This is a genomic window from Pseudomonas peli (assembly GCF_050563605.1).
GTDB lineage: Bacteria > Pseudomonadota > Gammaproteobacteria > Pseudomonadales > Pseudomonadaceae > Aquipseudomonas > Aquipseudomonas peli_A.
This window is the reverse complement of record NZ_JBNXUH010000019.1, coordinates 37,005-56,594: the sequence shown is the minus strand read 5'-3', so window position 1 is coordinate 56,594 and position 19,590 is coordinate 37,005. Positions and strand designations below refer to the sequence as shown.

Sequence of the window (19,590 nt, the reverse complement as noted above, 5' to 3'; positions counted from 1 at the left end):
TCGCAGCGCCGGGCCGATTCGGTGATGCATTACCTGACCAGCCAGGGTGTCTCCCCAAGCCGTCTGGGTGCATCAGGTAAAGGCGAGAGCATGCCGGTTGCCGGCAATGAATCGGCTTCAGGTCGGCAGATGAATCGGCGGGTGGAAATCATCATCAGCCAGGACATGGCCTCGCAGCGCTGATGCCCGCTAGCTAATCTGCAGCCCTTGCAGATTGGGTTAACGCAGGTCGGGAGCTTTCCGACCTGCGTGGCTGCGCTTAAGACGCTCCGGCGAACTGCACCGGGCAGTGTTCGCTGCCTTCTAGTTTGTGGATTTCGGCAATCACATGGGGCCGCGCATGGTGCAGCACCAGATGGCGTTGCTGGCTGTGCAGGCGGCGCGCTTCCTGGTGCAGCATGGCGATGCCGGCGAAATCGATAAAGTTGATATGCCGCGCATCAATCATCACCCAGGGCGCGGAGCTGCGTTGCAGCCTCTGCTGCAGGTAGTGGCAGGCGCCGAAAAAGATCGAGCCTTCGATGCACAGCCATTCCTGCTCGCCGTCCTGCCACTGGCGCACGCGCGGCTGCGAGGTGCGCTTGAGGTAGACGATCAGCGAGGCCAGCACGCCGGCGTAGATGGCGCTCTGCAGCTCCAGCACCAGGGTCGCCAGTACGGTCAGCAGCATTACCAGAAATTCGCTGCGGCTGACTCGCTGCAGCGCTTTTACTGCGCTGATATCGAACAACCCCCAGCAGATCAGCAGGATGCTCGCTGCCATGGCGGGGATCGGCACGTAGGCAAACAGGCGGCTGCCATACAGGGCAAACAGCGCCACCAGCAGGGCAGCAAACACCCCAGCCATCGGTGAGCAGGCGCCGGCTTGCAGGTTGAGCGCCGAGCGGGTGAAAGAGCCGGCCGACAGCGAACCGCTAAACCAGGGCCCGACGATATTAGACAGGCCCTGGGCGCGAACTTCCTGGTTGGCATCGAACGGCTGCTGGGATTTGTCCGCCAGGGCGCGGGCAATCGACAGACTGGTGACCAGGCCGAGCAAACCACAGGCCACGGCGGCGGGTAGCAGTTGCAGGATGTGGGTTAGGTTGAAATCCAGCAGGGCGAAGGGCGGCAGGCTGCCTTCGAAACGGCTGACTAATGCGATTGCACCCAGCTGCTCAGGCCAGGCCATGACCAGCAGGCTGGCGGCAACAATCCCCAACAGCAGCGCCGGTGCGCGCGGCCACAGGCGTTTACTTAGCAGGCTGATGGCCAGGGTGAATAGCGCTACAGCCAGGGTGCGCCAATCGCTCTCGGCCAGGTGCTCGCCGAGGCTGAGCAGGCTCATCAGCGCCGTGGCCTGGCTAGTGACGGTGAGACCGAGCAGGTTGGGCAACTGGCCGATGCCGATCACCAACGCCGCACCCATGGTGAAGCCGAGTACCACCGAGTGTGATACGAAATTCACCAGCGCACCGAAACGCAGCAGGCCGAGCAGCCATTGGCAAACGCCTGCCAGCAGCGTCAGCAGCAGAATCAGGGCAATAAAGTTGTCGCTGCCCGGTGTCGCTATCGGGCTGATACTGCTGAATAGAACGATGGAAATCGCCGCCGTCGGCCCACAGATTAGGTAACTGGACGAGCCCCACAGGCAGGCAATCAGCACCGGTACGATGGCCGCGTACAGACCATATTGCGGTGGCAGACCGGCGATCAGCGCGTAGGCGATAGATTGCGGCAGCGCGAGAATGGCGCCGTTCAGGCCTACCAACAGGTCTTTAGCGAGGCTGCGTTTACTGCAGTTGGGTAGCCAGCGCAGAAAAGGCAGCAGGCTCTGAAGGCGGTGTAGCAACATGGGCGGCTTCTTGTGCAGACGATGGACAAAGCCGCTGCAGGGCAGCGGCCCGTCTACTTTAGGGAATCAAGCCGGCGGGTTCAAAGCTTGGCGTTGACTGCCGCGAGGCCATCACCGCCGCTGCGGCTGGTAACGCCCGCGAGCCAGCCCGCGACAACCCCCGGATTGGCCTTGAGCCAGGCCTTGATCGCTTCATCGTTGCTGGCCTGTTTGCTCAGCACCTGATCCATGATGGCGTTCTCCATTTCCTGGGTGAACTTCAGGTTGCTCAGCAGCTTGCCGACATTCGGGCACTGCGCGGCGTAGCCTTTGCGGGCCAGGGTGTTGACGCTGCCGCTGGCGCCGAAGTACTTCTCGCCGCCCTTGAGGTAGCGCATGTCGTATTGCACGTTCATCGGGTGCGGGGTCCAGCCGAGGAACACCACAAACTGCTCGCGTTTCACCGCGCGACCGACCTGCACCAGCATGGCCTGCTCGCTGGATTCGACCAGGCTCCAGTCCTTGAGACCGAATTCGTCGGCGGCGATCATCTTCTGGATCGACTCGTTGGCCGGTGCGCCGGAACCGATGCCGTAGATCTTGTGCTTGAACTTGTCGGCATGCTGATCGAGATCGGCAAAGGTTTTCACCCCGGCCTCATAGGCATAGGCGGGCACCGCCAGGGTGTATTCAGTGCCGCTGAGGTTTTCCACCACCTGCTCGACTTCACCTGTGCTAACGAACTTGTCGTAATTGCTCTGCTGCGCTGGCATCCAGTTGCCGAGGAACACATCCACCTGACCTTTCTGCAGCCCGGCGAAGATGATCGGCACTGCCAGTGTCTGCGGCTGCGCCTTGTAGCCCAGGCCGTCGAGCAGGAAGCTGGCGATGCCGTTGGTCACGGCAATATCACTCCAACCCGGATCGCCCAGTTTCACCGTGGCGCAACTGGCGTCTTCGGCGAGGCTGTAGCTGCTGGCGGCCAGTAACAGGCCGCCGATAAGTGCTGTGCTGAATCTGTGCATGGCATATGTCCCCTTGAATTATTAGTTATGGATCAACGCGGCAGTGGCTTGCAATCAGGTTTGCGGAAAGCGGGCGCGACGTTCGAGGTCGTCGAGATCGATGTGGTTGCGCATGTACTGCTGGCTGGCATCGACCATCGGTTGATGGTCCCAGCTGGTCAGGCGGCCGTGGGTCAGAGCGCTGGCGACGAAACGTCGACGGCGTTGACTGGCCAGGGTGGCCTGATGGATTGCCGGCATGTCCCAACGCGCCTGCGCCTGGTTGATAAAGTCGGCCAGCAAGCTTTGGTGCTCGGCGGACTCTGCCAGGTTTTCGCGCTCTTGCGGGTCGTGGTGCAGGTTGAACAGCAGCAGGGGATCAAGCTCGGAGTAGATAAATTTCCACTCGCCGCGACGAATCATCATCAGCGGGCTGATGCTGCCTTCGGCCATATATTCGCCAATCACTTCATCGTGACCCTGGCGGCCTTCGAGGTGCGCCAGCAACGAGCGGCCGTCCAGCGGTAGATCGGCTTGCAGCGTGCCGCCGGCCAGTTCCACCAGGGTCGGCAACAGGTCCATGGTCGAGACGTTCTGGCTCACTCGGCGTGCGGCAAACTGCTTGGGCGCATGCACCAGCAGCGGCACCCGGGCGGCCATTTCAAACCAGTGCATCTTGTACCAGAGGCCGCGCTCGCCAAGCATGTCGCCGTGGTCGCCGGAGAACACGATGATGGTGTTGTCGCTCAGGTTGCAGTCCTTGAGGGTTTTCAGCAGCTTGCCGATATTGCTGTCGATATAGCTGCAGGCACCGAAGTAGGCGCGGCGTGCATCCTTGATCTTCTGTTCGGGCAGCGGCTTGTCCCACAGGTCGATGACTTTCATCAGGCGTTGCGAGTGTGGGTCTTGCTCATTCTGCGCGATGGTGTGGCGCGGCAGCGGAATGTCCTCGTCGCGGTAGAGGTCCCAGAACTCGCTCGGGATGGTGTAGGGATCATGCGGGTGGGTCATCGACACGGTCAGGCAAAAGGGTTGCTCGCCATCGCTGCGCACGTGGTCATAGAGGAACTGCTGGGCCTTGAACACCACCTCTTCATCGAAATCCAGCTGGTTGGTGCGCACGCACGGGCCGGCCTGCAGCACCGAGGACATATTGTGGTACCAGCTGGCGCGCACGTCCGGCTCATCCCAGTTCACCGCCCAGCCGTAGTCGGCGGGGTAGATGTCGCTGGTCAGACGCTCTTCATAACCATGCAGCTGGTCCGGGCCGCAGAAATGCATCTTGCCCGATAGCGCGGTGCGATAGCCCAGGCTGCGCAGGTAATGGGCGTAGGTCGGTACATCGGCGGGGAAGTCGGCGGCGTTGTCGTAGGCGCCGATCTTCGAGGGCAACTGGCCGCTCACCAGAGTGAAGCGCGACGGCGCGCAGAGTGGGCTGTTGCAATAGGCGGCGTCGAACACCACGGCCTCGGCGGCCAGGCGCATCAGGTTGGGCATCTGGATCGGTGAGGCGGCATCGTGCAGCGGCAGAATCGGCGCGGCCATCTGATCGGCCATGATAAAGAGGATGTTCGGGCGTTTCATGGCAGCCGGTATTCCATATAAAAGATTTATGCGACAGTGCTGGCTTGATCATCCAGCTAACAAAAATCCTGGTAAACCTGCTGTTAGTACATGCATTGGATAACCACAGCTTATGTTTAAAAGCATCGAAGGCGTGTCGCTGGATGTGCTGCGGGTGTTCGAGTCCGCCGCCCGCCAGCTGAGCTTTACCGCCGCAGCCAGCGAGCTGGGCACCAGCCAGCCGGCGATCAGTCAGCAGATCAAACGCCTGGAGCAGCAGCTGTCCACGCGTCTGTTTGATCGGGTCTACCGCGGTATCGTCCTCACCGATGCCGGCGAGCTGTTGCTGCGCTATGTGCAGGACGGCCTGCAGAGCCTGGATGCCGGCCTGCAGGCCGTGACTGCGCAGCAGCAGCACGAGGTGCTGCAGGTGGCCACCGACTTTGCCTTTGCCGCCTACTGGCTGATGCCGCGCTTGCAGCGTTTCCATCAGCTGCATCCGGAGGTGGATGTCAGCCTGATTACCAGTGAGCGTGATCAGGGCGCGCTGCCGGCGGAGATCGATGTGGCGATCAACTTCGGCGATGGCCGCTTCAAACACGCCGAGGCGCAGCTGCTGTTTCGCGAAGAGGTTTTTCCGGTGTGCAGCCCGCAACTGCTCAAGGGGCAAACGTTGCCTTTGCCACCGGCGGCGCTGGCCAGTTTGCCGCTGCTGCATCTGCGCCCGGAAAACCGTTCGCGCTGGTTCGATTGGGCTGGGCTGTTTCGCGCTTTCGGCCTGCAGCAAACGCCGAGCCCAGGCAGCCTGCGTTTTGACAATTACACGCTGCTGATTCAGGCGGCCATCGCCGGGCAGGGTGTGGCCATCGGCTGGCGGCATCTGGTCGATGAACTGCTGACGCAGAACCTGCTGTGCCGTGTGGGTGATGAAGTTGCGCATTCGGATATGGGTTACTACCTGGTGCTGCCCGAGCGCAAACGTCGCCAGCGCCTGACCCAGGTATTTGTTGCCTGGCTACAAGCCGAACTGGCCAAGGGGCCAGGCGTTTAACCGACGAGCTGGTTCAGACGCTGTTCGGTTTGCTGCAGCAACTGACGCAGGCTAGCCAGCTGCTGCGGATTGGCATCGCCAAGTAACTGTTCAAGGCCCCGCTGAATAGCCGTCAGGGGGCGCAACGCTGCCCGTCAGGTTGAGGTGCTGGCTGAGGATTTCCTCACCGCTGCTGACCAGCAGGGCGAAGTGGATAACGTTTTCCAACTCGCGGGTATTGCCTGGCCAGTTGTGCGCTTCCAGGCGCTGCTGTGCGGCATCGCTGATGACTGGCAGCGGCAGACTCAGGCGCTGGGCATAGATGCCGAGGAAGTATTCCGCCATGGGCAGAATATCGCCGATGCGTTCACGCAGTGGCGGCAGGTCAAGGCGGCCGTCGCTGAGATAACCGTACAGCCGCTCATTGAATTTGCCTGCGGCCACAGCCTGAGCCAGGTCGATACTGGTTGCAGCCAGCAGCCGGACATCTGCCGGGCTCGGCTGGCTGGCGCCGACCCGCAGCACTTCACCGGTTTCCAGGGCACTAAGCAGTTCAGCCTGCAGCGGCAGTGGTAGGTCACCGATTTCATCCAGATACAGAGTGCCGTGGTTGGCCGAGCCAAACCAGCCGGCTCGACTGCTGGCGCTGCCTTGATAGGCGCCGGCGGCATAGCCGAACAGTTCGGCTTGGGCATGTTGGCTGCTCAGGCCGCTGCAGCTCAGTGCCACGAACAACCCCGTGCGTTCACTGGCGCGGTGGATATGTCGCGCCAACAACTCTTTACCGGTACCGGTTTCACCTTCGATCAGCAGCGGTAAAGGTTGTGTGGCGAGCTGCTCGACCTGGTCGCGCAGCTGCCGGGAGCGTGGATCAATAAACACCAGCGCTTTGGCGCGGATGCTTAGCGGGCTTTTTTCCGCATCGGGAAAGGTCAGCAGCGGTTGGCCACTGAAATGGTTCTGGCTCATCAACGAGTCTCCAGCCCGGCCCGGATTGCGAGCAGGCAGGTTGCATGTTCTATACAGGGCCTGCGGCCGGTCAGGCGATTGGCTTATCAGGCGCGGCGGCGGTCGGCTTGTTCGATGCGGCTCTGCAGGCGATAGAGGTAGGCAAAACCTTGCTCCCAGCGCTGATGCCCCGACTTCACATTGATATGCCCAGCGCCGCTGAGGATCGCTACATCGCTGCCCCAGTCGCGGGCCAGCTCAATCGCCCGTGCAGCAGTGGCAGCCGAGTCGTTATCCGAGCCGACCAACTGGCTGGGGAAGGGCAGTGAGTGCTGGGGGATCGGTGCAAAGTTCTGCAGCGCTGGCGGGCAGTTGGCCCGTTCCACATCGGCTGGTGCGACCAAGAGCGCGGCCCTTACCCGGCGCAGCGATTCGAGCGGTGCCTGGGCTGCCCAATGCGCCACCGTGATGCAGCCCAGGCTATGGGCAATCAGGATGGTCGGGCGCGGATCGCTGGCGATGCTGCGCTGCAGTTCGGCGACCCAGTCTTCACGCTTGGGGTTTAGCCAGTCGGCCTGTTCCACCCGGGCGCTGTTCGGCAGGCTGCGCTGCCAGTGGCTCTGCCAATGCTCGTCGGCCGATCCTTGCCAGCCCGGCACTATCAGGTAACGGATAGTTTCGTTGCGCATCGTGCGCCCTCCTGCAGATGTGAATGGCTGCAGTGTAGGGAGGACTGATGAATATCAAAAAGAATAAGAACTTATTTGCTTATGCCTGAAATCTCATTTCTCTGTGCGAGAAGGTTATGGATTTGTATATGCAAAAAAAGCATATAAATGTTCTTAAATAATATTTTTAAGAATATTAGCGGTTCTCTACTATCCGCTCCACGCCCACTGACCACGACCCGTTTTCGTCGCTCGCAGTGGGGCTATTTCAAGGAGCACCACCATGACCGCAACCCTAAAAAACCTTGAAGGTCAGGACGACGCCAGCATCCTGCGCGAGATCCAGGCTGCGCTGAATGGCCTGAAGTTTGGCTCTGTGGAAATCACCGTGCACAACGGCCAGGTCGTGCAGATCGAACGCAAGGAAAAATTTCGCCTGCCAGCCCCAAGCAACAAGATCAGCTAAAGCCAGCAACGCCACCAGCAGCAAGGCCCGACCGGACCACCGGAGGGCGTGCAATGACAAGAGTCGAGCCCATGCGCACCGCGCCGTATAGCCGCGGCAGATCGCGAGAGCAGTCGACCCATTGAACGCCAACCCCGTATTTGTCCCAGTAGGAGCCGCACCATGTCCATTCGCCGTTTTGCTTTTGCCGCCCTCGCCAGCGCACTGACTATTACCGGGGCCGCAGGCCCGGTGGCCGCCGCTGAAACCCTGCTCAACGTGTCCTACGACCCGACCCGTGAGCTGTACAGCGAATTCAACGCTGCCTTCAACAAGCACTGGCAAGCCCAGGGCAATGAGGCCATCACCATTCAGCAATCCCACGGTGGCTCGGGTAAGCAGGCCCGGGCGGTAATCGACGGCCTGCGCGCCGATGTGGTGACCCTGGCCCTGGCCGGTGATATCGACGAGCTGCACAAGCTCGGCAAGCTGATCCCGGAAAACTGGCAGGAGCGTCTGCCGCAATCGAGCACGCCCTACACCTCGACCATCGTGTTCCTGGTGCGCAAGGGCAATCCGCAAGGCATCAAGGACTGGGATGATCTGGTCAAGCCGGGCGTGGAAGTGATCACCCCGAACCCGAAAACCTCCGGCGGTGCGCGCTGGAATTTCCTCGCCGCCTGGGCCTACGCCCAGCAGAAATTCGGCAGCGAAGCCAAGGCTCAGGAGTTTGTCGAGAAGCTCTACAAGAATGTGCCGGTACTCGACACCGGCGCGCGCGGCTCAACCATCACTTTCGTCAACAACCAGATCGGCGACGTGCTGCTGGCCTGGGAAAACGAAGCCTTCCTGGCATTGAAAGAAGAGGGCGGCGACAACTTCGAAATCGTCGCACCGTCACTGTCGATCCTGGCCGAGCCACCGGTGGCTGTAGTCGATGAAAACGTCGACAAGAAGGGCACGCGCAAAGTGGCTGAGGCCTACCTCAACTACCTGTACAGCGATGAAGGTCAGCGTCTGGCGGCCAAGCACTTCTACCGTCCGCGTAACCAGGCCATTGCCGGTGAGTTCGCCAAGCAGTTCCCGGAACTGAAGCTGGTGACCATCGACAAGGACTTCAACGGTTGGAAAACCGCACAGCCGAAGTTCTTTAACGACGGTGGGGTTTTCGATCAGATCTATCAGGCGCAGTGACGCTACTGCGCTCGGTCATACTGCGTTGAAAGCCGGCTCGGGACTGCTCATTTACAGCCCGTAAACTCCGCGTCCCTCGCCGGCTTTCGCCTTGTCTGACCTTCGCTCGCAACGCGTCGTTAGATCGTCGCTTAACAAGCACAAGGCCAAATCATGTCTCGTCGTACTTCCCCCGTCATACCCGGCTTCGGGCTGACGCTGGGTTACACCCTGGTGTACCTCAGCCTGTTGGTGCTGATTCCTCTGGGTGCCATGTTTGTTCACGCCGCTCAGCTTACCTGGGCTGAATTCTGGGCCATCATTTCCGCACCGCGGGTACTGGCAGCGCTCAAGCTGAGCTTTGCCACTGCCTTCGCGGCCGCCGTGATCAACGGCATTATCGGTACATTACTGGCCTGGGCGCTGGTGCGTTACACCTTCCCGGGACGCAAGGTGATAGAGGCGATGATCGACCTGCCTTTTGCCTTGCCCACCGCTGTTGCCGGTATCGCCCTGACCGCGCTGTATGCACCGAGCGGGCTGGTCGGCCAGTTCGCCACCGACCTGGGCTTCAAGATTGCCTACACGCCCATCGGCATCACCCTGGCGCTGACCTTTGTCACCCTGCCGTTTGTGGTGCGCACCATCCAACCGGTGCTGGCTGATATTCCCCGCGAGGTCGAAGAGGCCGCTGCCTGCCTCGGTGCCAAACCACTGCAGGTATTTCGCCATGTGCTGCTGCCAGCGTTGCTGCCAGCTTGGCTTACAGGCTTCTCCCTGGCCTTTGCCCGTGGCGTTGGTGAGTACGGTTCGGTGATTTTTATCGCCGGCAATATGCCGATGAAAACCGAGATTCTGCCGCTGCTGATCATGGTCAAGCTCGACCAGTACGACTACACCGGCGCCACCGCGATTGGCGTTTTGATGCTGGTGGTCTCCTTCATTCTGCTGCTGCTGATCAACCTGCTGCAGCGCCAGATTGCAAAGTCCTGAGGAGGTCGCCATGTCATCTGTAACCCTAAGCGCGTCAGCCTCGGCCAACGCCGCACGGCGCGGCAATGTGCTCGGTCGCAGGCTGCTGATCATCAGCGCCTGGCTGGTGTTTGTGCTGTTCCTCGTGTTGCCGCTGTTTATAGTGTTGAGTGAGGCGTTAAAACACGGCTTCGGCACCTTCTTTGGTGCGATCTTCGAGGCCGATGCCATCTCCGCGCTAAAACTGACGCTGCTCGCCGTGGGCATTTCGGTGCCGCTCAACCTGGTGTTCGGCGTTGCTGCAGCCTGGTGCGTAAGCAAGTACGAGTTCCGCGGCAAGAGCATTCTGGTCACCCTGATCGACCTGCCGTTCTCGGTGTCGCCAGTGATCGCCGGCTTGATCTACGTGCTGCTGTTCGGTGCCCAGGGTTTCTTCGGCCCGTGGCTGCGTGAGCACGATATCCAGATCATCTTCGCCTTGCCGGGCATCGTCCTGGCCACGGTGTTTGTCACCGTGCCCTTTGTTGCCCGCGAGCTGATCCCGCTGATGCAGGAGCAGGGCACTCAGGAAGAGGAGGCCGCACGCCTGCTAGGCGCCAACGGCTGGCAGATGTTCTGGCACGTGACCCTGCCCAATATCAAATGGGGCCTGATCTACGGCGTGGTGCTGTGTACTGCGCGGGCCATGGGCGAGTTCGGCGCGGTGTCGGTGGTCTCCGGGCATATCCGTGGTTACACCAATACGCTGCCGCTGCATGTCGAGATTCTCTACAACGAATACAACCACGTCGCCGCCTTCAGCGTCGCCAGCCTGCTGCTGTTGCTGGCGGTGTTTATCCTGCTGCTCAAGCAGTGGAGCGAGTCACGTATCAACCGCCTGAAAGCCAGTGCTGGCGAGGAATAAGTCATGTCGATTGCAATCTCTAACGTCAGCAAGAATTTCAATGCGTTCAAAGCGCTGAACGATATCAATCTGAATATCCAGAGTGGCGAACTGGTCGCTTTGCTCGGCCCGTCCGGCTGCGGCAAGACCACGTTGCTGCGCATCATCGCCGGCCTGGAAACCCCGGACAGTGGCAGCATCGAGTTCCACGGCGAAGATGTGTCCAACCACGATGTGCGCGACCGTAACGTCGGCTTCGTGTTTCAGCATTACGCGTTGTTCCGCCATATGACGGTGTTCGACAACGTCGCCTTCGGCCTGCGCATGAAGCCAAAAGGCGAGCGGCCGAACGAAAACGTGATCAAGAAGAAGGTCCACGACCTGCTCGATCTGGTGCAGCTTGACTGGTTGGCGGATCGTTATCCCGAGCAGCTTTCCGGTGGTCAGCGTCAGCGTATCGCCCTGGCCCGCGCCCTAGCGGTGGAGCCGAAAGTGCTGCTGCTTGATGAGCCTTTCGGCGCGCTGGATGCCAAGGTGCGCAAGGAGCTGCGCCGCTGGCTGGCGCGCTTGCATGAAGAAGTACACCTGACCTCGGTATTCGTCACCCACGACCAGGAAGAAGCCATGGAGGTGGCTGACCGTATCGTAGTGATGAACAAGGGTGTGGTTGAGCAGATTGGCTCGCCAGGTGAGGTGTACGAAAATCCGGCCAGTGATTTCGTCTATCACTTCCTCGGCGATGCCAACCGTTTGTATGTTGGCGATGACCACCACGTGCTGTTCCGTCCGCACGAGATTCATCTTTCGCGCCAAGCCGAAGAAGGCCACCAGGCTGGCGAAGTACGCGACATCCGCCCGCTCGGCGCAATCACCCGCGTGACCCTGAAAGTCGCCGGGCAGAGCGAGCCGATCGAAGCCGAAGTGGCCAAGGATCACCTCAGCCTGGCCAACCTCACTCGCGGTGAAACGCTGTATTTCAAACCGAAAGCTGGGCAGCCGGTGATTCAGCAGCGCTGAATTTTGGCGTGTAAAACCAACAAGGAGTGCAATGCGCTCCTTGTTGGTTTTAGGCGGTTAGAGTCTGCTCACGATCTTGCGAGCTAGAGTCATGCAAGGCAAAAAGAGGCGAGGAAGCGGAGTGTACTTTTGTACATGAGCATTCCGAGCCTGTTTTTAACGCAGCAGGGCCGACGCGCAGCAGATCGTGTTATTTGCGCTGCCACTTACCTTCAAGCTGGATGTATTGCCCGGCAGGGGTCTTGTCGATGGCTTTCTGCCCGGCAATCGCTTCCACATCGCTGAGCTGGATGCCGTTCTGCGCCGCCAGCTTCTGGTATTCGGTGCGCCGCGCCTGGTTGATCAACTGGGCGATTTCGGCGGCCTGGCCACCGTTACTGACCACGCCCAGATAGCCATTGGGCATTTCGCCCAATTGGCCGCTGGCTTTGGCGTCACCCAAGGCGGACATGGCTTCGTTGAGGTTCAGGGCTACGGCCGGCAGGCTCAGGCTGAGCAGCAGTAACAGGCTGGCAAGGCGTTTATAGAGGTTCATGCTCGGGCTCCTTAGAACAATCCGCTGGATTCGCTGAACATGCTGTCCAGGGCTTTATCCACCTTGATATAGATTTCGTGCTCGATCTTCACATTGAGGTTGATGTTGATCGGCTCATTGGGCATCGCCAGCTGTACGGTCGGGGTGCAGGCCGTACTGAGCAGCCCTAGTAGCAGGACGGCGAAACAACTACGCAAGCGCATGGCGCTTCTCCTTGGTCATGGCTCTGTCGGGGCCGTTTTGGCATTGCGTTCCAGCATACGCTGTTGCACACGCTGCTTGATGATATCGCTGACTTTGTCGGTCAGTTGCAGGCTGGCCAGCAGGGTCGGAATGTCTTCTTCCAGGTTGATATTGAAGTGGATCGGTCGGCCTTGTTCGATGGCCGGGTTCTGTCCCTCCAGGCGCATGGCCAGAGCCAACTTGCCTTGCTGATCGTAGTTGACCTGGCTGCTCAGAGTCGTAAAGCGAAAATCCTCTAGCGATTGGGTCACCAGCTGCATCGCTGGGTTGCTGCGGCCGAGGGCGCGGATGCGTTCGGAGTGGAACTGCAGTTTGCCACCCGGTGCACGTGCGTTGAGTTGGCCTTGTTCGATGGTCACGCCCTGGCTGCCGATCTGCAGCGGCAAGTTGCCATCGAGGGTGCCTGTACCGGCTAAACCTTCTGTGGGATAGAGGATAAACAGCTGCTCAAGTTCCAGGCCCTGCACCTGTACGGGAAATAGCAGCGGCTCGTCTGCCAGGCGCCATTGTCCAGGCGCCAGTTGCAGCTTGCCGCCCATCAGCGCTACTTCGGCCTGGCGCAGCTGGAGTTGGCCTTGGGTCGGTGTTTGCAGGGTGGCGCTGTAACTGCCGCTGAGCTGCAGCGGGCCTAGCGGTATGCCGGGGTTGGCCTGGGCCAGGCGCAGCTCGCTCAACTCAAGCTGCAGCTGTTTGGGGTCGACTCGCACATTGATACGGCTATCCAGCCCCTCCAATGCGGTGCGGTCATAAATCCCGCCCAGACCCTTGCCGGTAAGTTCGAGTTTGACCGTGGGCAGTTGCTGAGCGCTGGCCAGAGTCAGGCTGGCGTTGGCATTCAGGCGACCGTTGTTCAGCTCCAGCAGGGCTGGCCAGGCCGTGAGGCTGTCTTTTAAAGGGTTGCCGCTGCGCAGAAAAAGCTCTGCCAGTTGTGCTTGCAGGCTTAGGCCCTTGGCGCTGCTGTGTTGCGCCTGCAGCTTGAGTTGCAGCCCGGCATCGTTGCGCAGTGTGCCGTCCAGCTCCGCTTGCAGTTGGTTGGCAGTCAAGGGGCCTTGCCAGTACCAGCGCTGGGGCTGCAATTGCCCATGCTGCAGCTGCGCACTGAGGTCGAGCGGGCCTTTTAGCTGCCAGTCGAGCAGTGCGCCTGCCGCCAGTTTTGCCTGCAGTTGCAGCCCGCTACTACTGGCCTTGAGTTGCTGCGCCTGCATATCCGCACTACGCAGGTGCTCAAGGCTGAGCTGTGAGCCTTTGCCGAGGGCGAGATCCAACTGCTGCGGGTCCAGATAGGCGTCGAGTTGCAACTGCGTCTGCAGTGCGCCGATCTTCCAGCCCTCCAGCTGAAATGCCGGGGTGGATGCATTTAGGCTGCCGCTCAGCAGTTGCAAGCCCCAGGGCAAGCCATTGGCCAGGGCCAGCGTTCCCCGCAGCTCGAATTGGCTGCGGCCTTGACCCTTTAACAGCAGTTGCAGGGGCAGGGCGCGACCAACTAGTTGTGGAGCCAGGTTGTCGGGCGTTTGCGTGGCCTGGATTTTTAGCTGCAGCGCTTCGGGATGCAGTTCCGCTGGTACGCCACTTATAAGGTCATTGGCAATCTGCTTGAGGTTGAGGTCGGCGTTCAGGCTATCGGCTAGCCACTGCCCATCCAGCGCCTGGGCGGACAGATCGAAGCTGCCCTGCAACTGACCGATAGCGGGAATGGGCCAGGGCTCTGGCAGGTTGGCGCTGGCTTGCAACTGGCCGCTGGCCAGCTGCAGCTGCGCCAGGTTAAGGGGGCCTGGCGCAAGCTGCAGTTGCCAGCTTGCCTTCAGCTGCGCTGCCGTCGGAGCCTCAGGCAATGTGTTTGCTGCATTGGGCAGCCATTGGCTTAGCCAGCTTTGCAGCACCGCGCTTTGCTGTAGATCACCGGTGAAATCACCTTGCCAGAGTTGCCCAGTGGCGTTCTGTTGCAGGCTGCTGCTGAGCTGCAGTTGCGGTTGCTGATTGATCGCCAGGCTCAGCTGCAGCACTGCAGTTGTGGCGTCGCCCTGCAATTGTGCGTGCCAGCTCAGCTGGTCCTGCTGATGTTGCAGATTGAGCTGAGCATCAAACTGTGTGGCGTCTTTGCGTAGCAGCAGATCGCCCAGCAACTGGCAGCGCGTATCGGCGCAGGGCAGCTCAATCTGCAGCGCATCGAGCTGCACGCGTTGCGGCAATAGGCTGATAACGGCGGCGAGCTGCTCCAGCAGCACCTGAAAATCCGTGCTGTCTTCAGCTGCAGGCTCGGCTTGAGAGGGCAGATTCAGTTGCAGGCTGGTGATATGCACCTGCTGCCAGAAGGGCAGCGCCAGGCTGAATCCGCGCCAGTGCAATTGCACCTGTTGCAGCTGCACTGCGCCGCTGGGGTGCTGCAGGCTGAGCTGGTCAAGCTGAATGCCCTGGGTGGATAGGCCCAGGCCGCGCCATTCAAGGTTTTCGATCTGCTCGCGTTCGAGCAGACGATTCAGGCTCAGGTAGCCGTAAGCGCCGAGCAGTACGAGCAGTAAAACCAGGCAACTGATAAGTCGCAGCCAGGTGCGCCGGCTGGGCATAAGCACGGATCCATAGTGGGGGAGTTGCGTGGCAGGACGTTAACCCATGTCTGGCAGGCTGCCAATCACAGGTTATTCTCTTCTGTGTAATTGCAGCATTTGGTGTTATTTTTGCTGTAAACAGACATTGTGAAGTAGGAGGCCGTGATGAGCGCATTGATTCGACCGGTTGCCGACGCCGATGCGGTGCTGGCCAAAGCGCTGCTCAATACCCGTGAACAGCTGGGCCTGACCCAGCAGGAGCTGGCGGACATCATTGGCGTACACCGTACAGCGATCTCGCGCTGGGCTGATGGTGGCCTGCGCGTGCACAGCAAGACCGGTGAGCTGGCCTTGCTGCTGGTCCGTGTTTACCGCTCACTGTTTGCCCTGTTCGGCGGCAACCTGGCGGATATGCAGCATTTTCTGCGCACCGATAACCGCCATCTGGATGCGCCGCCCTTATCCCTGATGATGCAGGTGCAGGGGTTGGTGCGGGTGGTGGAATATCTCGATGCGATTCGTGGCAAAGGCTAGAAGCTGTTTATGACCTGCTGCGCGTCGGCCCCGCAGCGTTAAAAACAGGCTCGGATGCGAGCCCAGTTCGCTTCCTCGCCGCTTTGAACAGCCGGAGGCTGTTACTGACGTAGCGCCTTGCATGACTCTAGCTCGCGAGGTCTTAAAACAGCTTCTAAACATCAAGCTACAAGCGCAGTACCCAACAATAATAAAAGCTAAGGACAACGCCACCATGGATATCTGGCAACACTGCCAAGGCCCGGCCCAGATCAAACCGCTGCGTGGACGCCTGGTGCGTCTGGTCGAGAGCCAGGCTCAGGTCGCCACGCTGCAACTGGTCGATACCCTCGCCGAACAGGCGCTGCTTGAGGAGTTGCTGGAAACCAGCAAGCCGCCGCTGCCGCAGAGCGCCGAGCCGCTGCATTACCTGCTGAAAACCCCGTTCCGTTATCCGCCGCTGCGCTGGGGCTCACGCTTTGGTTCGGTGCATGAGCCGAGCCTGTTCTATGGCGCGCTGCGTATCGACACCGCCATGGCCGAGGCGGCGTATTACCGCTTTCTGCTCTGGGATGGTATGAGCATCGCGCCCCCCAGCGGGCGCATCCTTTCCGAGCATTGCACCTTCGAGGCGCGCTATCAGGTCGAGCGCGGTATTCAGTTGCAGCATCCGCCGTTTGCGGATTTCCAGGCCGAGCTCTGTCACGCCAGCGCTTATCAACCTTGTCAGGCTGTAGGCGCAGCCATGCGCGGGGCAGGGGTTGAGGCGTTCGAATACCGTTCGGCGCGCTGCCCGCTGAAGGGCAACAACGTTGCGCTATTCGTCCCAGGCGCTTTGGCAGAAAAGCGCCCGCGCAACCTACTGAGTTGGCTGTGCGAAACCACCGACGACTATGTCGCCTTCAAAAATGCCCAGGTTCCGGATACCCCTAGAGTCTTTCGCTTGGATGCCTATCAGGTGGATGGCCGCCTACCGCGCCCGGCCTAGACGGGGCGGCTTTTTCAAGGCGCTTTTGCCCTGAAAAAGGGCAGTGCGACGGCGTGACGCAGCAACTTGTGCACAATTGCGATGCGCCTTGTCAAGCAGGATGCAGTGCTTGACGTAAACCCTTGATTCTTTTTATTGATTTTATAAGTCAATGAAATATATAGATTTTTTACGCTGGTGAAAAAACCACCAGTTTGACCTTGGGCCCCACGCCATAGGCGCTGAGAGCGCTTGCTCCCATGTTATCCACGAAGTTATCCACAGCTTCTGTGGATTAACCCGAGCGCTTGCTCTAGACCGCTGGTTGGCACTTTTTTGCAAGGCTTTACCTTGGCGAAAAAAGGAGTAGAGTTGCGCGCCTTCCCGGCTACCGCTGCTTTTTATGCCTCGCGCAATCACTCGACTACCTATCGCTTCAACCTCGGTTCCTCGCCTGCCCACCCGTGTGGCGCTCTGGCTACTGGACAGTCCTCGCCTCGGTCATGCCCCTAGCGTCAAACGCTTTGCTGGTCATCTGCTTAAGCAGCCTGCTTTGCAGGGTGTAGTGCAGGCGCAGAGTCGACTGGGGCAGATGCTTTGTCGTGATTGCGGCAACCCGCGTGATCGGCGCATGGGTTTTGAGCTGCTACGCCAGGCCGCCCGCGCCGGCGATATGGGCGCCCAGCTGGAACTAGGCCAGCTGTATAGCCAGCCGCGCAACAATGAACCGCAGCAGGCCCGCCATTGGCTGGAACTGGCTGCGGGGCAGGGTTCGCCAGAGGCGCAGCAACTGCTTAAACAGCTCTGACGCAGTCTGGAGTACTGGTTATACTACCAGTACTTTTCTGCGGAGCTGCTTATGCCCATCGATCTGTCCACCGCGTTGGCACCTGCGTTGCTCGGCTTTGCCGCCGCAGCACTTCCTCTTCTATATATGGCCTGGTCGCTGCAACGCCGCTTGGCTAATCAGCAACTGGAATTCAGCCTGCTGCAAGAGCGCCTGAACAATGCGCAGCTGGCTCAGACCGGCCTGACGGCGCAGCTAGATGACTGTCGCGAGGAATTCGTCGAGATCAGCGAGATCAAGGCTGATCAGCAGGCCGAACTGGCGGCGCTGCGTCGTGAAGCCGACTTGCTGCAACAGGAACGCCAGATCGCCCGCGAAGCCGCTCAGGCTTGGAGCAACCAGCGCGAACAGCAAGAAGCTGAAATCCGCCGCCTGGATGCCCAGCGTGCTGCCCTCAGCGCCGAGCTTAAAGAACAACAAGATAGCCACCAGCAGCGCCTGAGCGACCTGCAGGGCTCGCGCGATGAGTTGCGCGCGCAATTTGCCGAGCTGGCCGGGAAGATCTTCGATGAGCGCGAGCAGCGTTTTGCCGAGACCAGCCAGCAGCAGCTCGGCCAGCTGCTCGACCCGCTCAAGGAGCGCATCCAGTCTTTCGAAAAACGTGTGGAAGAAAGCTATCAGCAGGAGGCTCGCGAGCGCTTTTCCCTGGGCAAGGAACTGGAGCGCCTGCAACAGCTTAACCAGCGTCTGGGCGATGAGGCGACCAACTTGACCCGTGCGCTCAAGGGCCAGAAAACCCAGGGCAATTGGGGCGAATTGGTGCTGGAGCGAGTGCTGGAACACGCCGGCCTGGAGAAAGGCCGCGAGTACCAGACCCAGGTCAGCTTGAAAAGCGCCGATGGCGAACGCTTCCAGCCGGATGTGCTGATTCAGCTGCCCGGCGACAAGCAGGTGGTGGTGGACGCCAAGGTCAGCCTCACCGCTTACCAGCAATATATTGCCGCTGAAGACGACGTCAGCCGGCAGCTGTCGCTCAAACAGCATGTGCTGTCGCTACGCAGCCATTTGAAGGGCTTGTCGCTAAAGGACTACCAGCGTCTGGAAGGCCTGCACAGCTTGGATTTCGTCCTGCTCTTCGTGCCAATCGAGGCGGCTTTTGCAGCGGCGCTGCAGGCCGACCCCGGGTTGTTTCAGGAGGCCTTCGATCAACATATCGTGATCGTCAGCCCGACCACGCTGTTGGCTACCTTGCGGGTGATCGACAGCCTGTGGCGGCAGGAGCGGCAGAGCCAGAACGCCCGTGAGATTGCCGAGCGCGCTGGGGCGCTGTACGACAAGTTCGTCGCCTTTATTCAGGACCTGGATGAAATGGGCGCGCGCCTGCAGCAACTGGATAAGGCCTACGCCGGGGCGCGCAACAAGCTCTGCGAGGGGCGCGGCAATATCATCAGCCGGGTGGAAAACCTCAAGCTGCTCGGCGCCCGTGCCAGCAAGAGCCTGCCTGCCGAGTTGCTCGAGCAGGCGGCTGGGGTGATGGTGCTGGATGATGAGACGGCCGAGTAGGGCGCGCTACTGTTGGTTGACGCGCTATCAGGCCGGGACCTGGGCTTTTTCTGCTGCCGCGCGTTGCGCCGCCGGTGAGTTGGCCAGGTAGTCCAACGCTATGCGGATATCGCCTTCGGTGCGTGGGTGATAGCTGGGGTTGAAATAGCGCAACACCGAACGGCCGATACTGCCCATGCGTGGCAGCAAGCCACGCTTGCCCAGGTGATACCACAGGCGCAGAAAACCGGGGCGGTAACGGGTGACCGGGTCCTGGCGCATCATGGTTTTCATCCCGGTGCTGAACAGAAAGATCAGCGCTGGCGTGGCAATCAGCATATACACCCAGCGCATCAGCAGGCTGCCGCCGATATGCACGTGCAGGTCGTGGGCCACGCTGCGGTGTTCGACTTCCTCGGCGCCGTGCCAGCGCAGCAGGTCAAGCATCACCGGGTCGGCATGGTCGAGGCTGCGGGTGGTGATAATCCAGTCGCCCAGCACGCAGGTGAAGTGCTCCACTGCGGCGATCAATCCGACCCGTTGACGCAGCCACCAGGGCTGCAGAAAACGGCTGATGGCGTTATCGCCCAGCGGGTGGTCGCACAGCACGCGCTCGAACAGCCAGTGGATCGGTCCGGTGAACGGCGTCGGATCGATGCCATGGCGCAGCAGGTAGGGCGTTAGCGCGCTGTCGTGGGCGCGGGCGTGCTGCGCTTCCTGTTTGACGAAGCCCTGTACGTCCTCGCGCAGTTGCGGGTCGGTGACCAGCGGCAGAGCCTTGTTGTAGACCCGGCAGAACCAGAACTCTCCAGCCGGCAGGATCAGATGCAGGCTGTTCATGATATGCGAGGCTTCCGGCTCGTTCGGCACCCAGTGCAGCGGCGTGTTGGCAAAGTCGAAGCGTACTTTGCGTTGTTCCAGGCGGTGCTGTTCGCTCATCT

19 protein-coding genes and 1 pseudogene are annotated in these 19,590 nt (G+C 60.5%); 11 read left to right on the top strand and 9 right to left on the bottom strand.

Going from position 1 to position 19,590, the window contains the following annotated elements:
* A partial coding sequence (locus ACQ4LH_RS18075) for an OmpA family protein (RefSeq protein ID WP_430698476.1) occupies positions 1-183 on the top strand: 183 nt, incomplete at its 5' end.
* A 76-nt stretch (positions 184-259) separates the two neighbouring features.
* Here the strand turns inward: ACQ4LH_RS18075 and ACQ4LH_RS18070 are convergent.
* From ACQ4LH_RS18070 to betC, 3 genes are all read right to left on the bottom strand, one after another.
* Positions 260-1,834: a SulP family inorganic anion transporter gene (locus tag ACQ4LH_RS18070; protein ID WP_430698475.1), complete on the bottom strand. Its 1,575-nt coding sequence runs from the start codon at positions 1,832-1,834 to the stop codon at positions 260-262.
* Positions 1,835-1,914: 80 nt separating this feature from the next.
* Complete coding sequence (gene choX / locus ACQ4LH_RS18065; protein ID WP_430698474.1) at positions 1,915-2,838, bottom strand: choline ABC transporter substrate-binding protein; 924 nt, start codon at positions 2,836-2,838, stop codon at positions 1,915-1,917.
* A 54-nt stretch (positions 2,839-2,892) separates the two neighbouring features.
* Entirely contained in the window at positions 2,893-4,401 is a 1,509-nt protein-coding gene (betC, locus tag ACQ4LH_RS18060; RefSeq protein ID WP_430698473.1) for a choline-sulfatase, read from the bottom strand.
* A 112-nt stretch (positions 4,402-4,513) separates the two neighbouring features.
* Between betC and ACQ4LH_RS18055 the strand changes: the two genes are divergently transcribed.
* Entirely contained in the window at positions 4,514-5,431 is a 918-nt protein-coding gene (locus ACQ4LH_RS18055; protein ID WP_430698472.1) for a choline sulfate utilization transcriptional regulator, read from the top strand.
* Here ACQ4LH_RS18055 and ACQ4LH_RS18050 read toward each other — a convergent pair.
* Positions 5,428-6,379: pseudogene (locus ACQ4LH_RS18050) on the bottom strand (sigma 54-interacting transcriptional regulator). The gene ACQ4LH_RS18055 and the pseudogene ACQ4LH_RS18050 sit on opposite strands and share 4 nt — an antisense overlap.
* Positions 6,380-6,465: 86 nt before the next feature.
* A complete protein-coding gene (locus ACQ4LH_RS18045; RefSeq protein WP_430698471.1) occupies positions 6,466-7,047 on the bottom strand; it encodes an alpha/beta hydrolase in 582 nt (193 codons plus the stop codon).
* A 262-nt stretch (positions 7,048-7,309) separates the two neighbouring features.
* On the opposite strand from ACQ4LH_RS18045, the gene oscA reads away from it, so the two are divergent.
* From oscA to ACQ4LH_RS18020, 5 genes are all read left to right on the top strand, one after another.
* Positions 7,310-7,492 carry a sulfur starvation response protein OscA gene (gene oscA / locus ACQ4LH_RS18040; protein ID WP_430698470.1) on the top strand — a complete coding sequence of 61 codons (183 nt, stop codon included), beginning with the start codon at positions 7,310-7,312 and terminating at the stop codon, positions 7,490-7,492.
* A gap of 162 nt (positions 7,493-7,654) precedes the next feature.
* Complete coding sequence (locus ACQ4LH_RS18035; protein ID WP_430698469.1) at positions 7,655-8,665, top strand: sulfate ABC transporter substrate-binding protein; 1,011 nt, start codon at positions 7,655-7,657, stop codon at positions 8,663-8,665.
* A gap of 153 nt (positions 8,666-8,818) precedes the next feature.
* Positions 8,819-9,637, top strand: a complete 819-nt coding sequence (gene cysT, locus ACQ4LH_RS18030; RefSeq protein WP_257779197.1) for a sulfate ABC transporter permease subunit CysT — start codon at positions 8,819-8,821, stop codon at positions 9,635-9,637.
* Between the two features lie 10 nt (positions 9,638-9,647).
* Positions 9,648-10,520 (top strand): sulfate ABC transporter permease subunit CysW, encoded by an 873-nt coding sequence (gene cysW / locus ACQ4LH_RS18025; protein ID WP_275963556.1) that lies wholly within the window; start codon positions 9,648-9,650, stop codon positions 10,518-10,520.
* A 3-nt stretch (positions 10,521-10,523) separates the two neighbouring features.
* Positions 10,524-11,516: a sulfate/molybdate ABC transporter ATP-binding protein gene (locus tag ACQ4LH_RS18020; protein WP_430698468.1), complete on the top strand. Its 993-nt coding sequence runs from the start codon at positions 10,524-10,526 to the stop codon at positions 11,514-11,516.
* A 190-nt stretch (positions 11,517-11,706) separates the two neighbouring features.
* On the opposite strand, the gene ACQ4LH_RS18015 is transcribed toward ACQ4LH_RS18020, so the two are convergent.
* From ACQ4LH_RS18015 to ACQ4LH_RS18005, 3 genes are read right to left on the bottom strand one after another with little or no spacing between them, the layout of a single operon-like run.
* Complete coding sequence (locus ACQ4LH_RS18015; protein ID WP_090252924.1) at positions 11,707-12,051, bottom strand: YdbL family protein; 345 nt, start codon at positions 12,049-12,051, stop codon at positions 11,707-11,709.
* Between the two features lie 11 nt (positions 12,052-12,062).
* The gene (locus tag ACQ4LH_RS18010) at positions 12,063-12,254 is read right to left on the bottom strand and encodes a YnbE family lipoprotein (protein ID WP_090252927.1); all 192 of its coding nucleotides are present in this window, start codon (positions 12,252-12,254) and stop codon (positions 12,063-12,065) included.
* A 15-nt stretch (positions 12,255-12,269) separates the two neighbouring features.
* Positions 12,270-14,858 carry an intermembrane phospholipid transport protein YdbH family protein gene (locus tag ACQ4LH_RS18005; protein WP_430698467.1) on the bottom strand — a complete coding sequence of 863 codons (2,589 nt, stop codon included), beginning with the start codon at positions 14,856-14,858 and terminating at the stop codon, positions 12,270-12,272.
* Positions 14,859-15,005: 147 nt separating this feature from the next.
* Between ACQ4LH_RS18005 and ACQ4LH_RS18000 the strand changes: the two genes are divergently transcribed.
* The 4 genes from ACQ4LH_RS18000 to rmuC all read left to right on the top strand — a co-directional run bounded on the left by ACQ4LH_RS18000 (position 15,006) and on the right by rmuC (position 18,670).
* Positions 15,006-15,374 (top strand): antitoxin Xre/MbcA/ParS toxin-binding domain-containing protein, encoded by a 369-nt coding sequence (locus ACQ4LH_RS18000; protein WP_430698466.1) that lies wholly within the window; start codon positions 15,006-15,008, stop codon positions 15,372-15,374.
* A 214-nt stretch (positions 15,375-15,588) separates the two neighbouring features.
* Positions 15,589-16,341 (top strand): RES family NAD+ phosphorylase, encoded by a 753-nt coding sequence (locus tag ACQ4LH_RS17995; RefSeq protein ID WP_339524586.1) that lies wholly within the window; start codon positions 15,589-15,591, stop codon positions 16,339-16,341.
* Positions 16,342-16,723: 382 nt separating this feature from the next.
* Positions 16,724-17,128, top strand: coding sequence for a tetratricopeptide repeat protein (locus ACQ4LH_RS17990; protein ID WP_160087476.1), 405 nt, complete (start codon positions 16,724-16,726; stop codon positions 17,126-17,128).
* Positions 17,129-17,305: 177 nt separating this feature from the next.
* On the top strand, positions 17,306-18,670 hold the full coding sequence (gene rmuC / locus ACQ4LH_RS17985; protein WP_430698477.1) for a DNA recombination protein RmuC: 1,365 nt from the start codon (positions 17,306-17,308) through the stop codon (positions 18,668-18,670).
* Positions 18,671-18,697: 27 nt separating this feature from the next.
* Here rmuC and ACQ4LH_RS17980 read toward each other — a convergent pair whose 3' ends face one another.
* Positions 18,698-19,588 (bottom strand): metal-dependent hydrolase, encoded by an 891-nt coding sequence (locus ACQ4LH_RS17980; RefSeq protein ID WP_430698465.1) that lies wholly within the window; start codon positions 19,586-19,588, stop codon positions 18,698-18,700.
* Positions 19,589-19,590: the final 2 nt, after the last annotated feature.

Excerpts from the sequence above, each read along its gene's own strand:
- ACQ4LH_RS18015 (WP_090252924.1), bottom strand. The coding sequence starts at position 12,051 with ATGAACCTCTATAAACGCCTTGCCAGCCTGTTACTGCTGCTCAGCCTG.
- ACQ4LH_RS17995 (WP_339524586.1), top strand. The coding sequence starts at position 15,589 with ATGGATATCTGGCAACACTGCCAAGGCCCGGCCCAGATCAAACCGCTG.
- ACQ4LH_RS18055 (WP_430698472.1), top strand. The coding sequence starts at position 4,514 with ATGTTTAAAAGCATCGAAGGCGTGTCGCTGGATGTGCTGCGGGTGTTC.
- ACQ4LH_RS17990 (WP_160087476.1), top strand. The coding sequence starts at position 16,724 with ATGCCTCGCGCAATCACTCGACTACCTATCGCTTCAACCTCGGTTCCT.
- cysW (WP_275963556.1), top strand. The coding sequence starts at position 9,648 with ATGTCATCTGTAACCCTAAGCGCGTCAGCCTCGGCCAACGCCGCACGG.
- ACQ4LH_RS18000 (WP_430698466.1), top strand. The coding sequence starts at position 15,006 with ATGAGCGCATTGATTCGACCGGTTGCCGACGCCGATGCGGTGCTGGCC.
- ACQ4LH_RS18045 (WP_430698471.1), bottom strand. The coding sequence starts at position 7,047 with ATGCGCAACGAAACTATCCGTTACCTGATAGTGCCGGGCTGGCAAGGA.
- ACQ4LH_RS17980 (WP_430698465.1), bottom strand. The coding sequence starts at position 19,588 with ATGAGCGAACAGCACCGCCTGGAACAACGCAAAGTACGCTTCGACTTT.
- choX (WP_430698474.1), bottom strand. The coding sequence starts at position 2,838 with ATGCACAGATTCAGCACAGCACTTATCGGCGGCCTGTTACTGGCCGCC.
- ACQ4LH_RS18005 (WP_430698467.1), bottom strand. The coding sequence starts at position 14,858 with ATGCCCAGCCGGCGCACCTGGCTGCGACTTATCAGTTGCCTGGTTTTA.
- ACQ4LH_RS18020 (WP_430698468.1), top strand. The coding sequence starts at position 10,524 with ATGTCGATTGCAATCTCTAACGTCAGCAAGAATTTCAATGCGTTCAAA.
- ACQ4LH_RS18035 (WP_430698469.1), top strand. The coding sequence starts at position 7,655 with ATGTCCATTCGCCGTTTTGCTTTTGCCGCCCTCGCCAGCGCACTGACT.
- ACQ4LH_RS18010 (WP_090252927.1), bottom strand. The coding sequence starts at position 12,254 with ATGCGCTTGCGTAGTTGTTTCGCCGTCCTGCTACTAGGGCTGCTCAGT.
- betC (WP_430698473.1), bottom strand. The coding sequence starts at position 4,401 with ATGAAACGCCCGAACATCCTCTTTATCATGGCCGATCAGATGGCCGCG.
- cysT (WP_257779197.1), top strand. The coding sequence starts at position 8,819 with ATGTCTCGTCGTACTTCCCCCGTCATACCCGGCTTCGGGCTGACGCTG.
- ACQ4LH_RS18070 (WP_430698475.1), bottom strand. The coding sequence starts at position 1,834 with ATGTTGCTACACCGCCTTCAGAGCCTGCTGCCTTTTCTGCGCTGGCTA.
- oscA (WP_430698470.1), top strand. The coding sequence starts at position 7,310 with ATGACCGCAACCCTAAAAAACCTTGAAGGTCAGGACGACGCCAGCATC.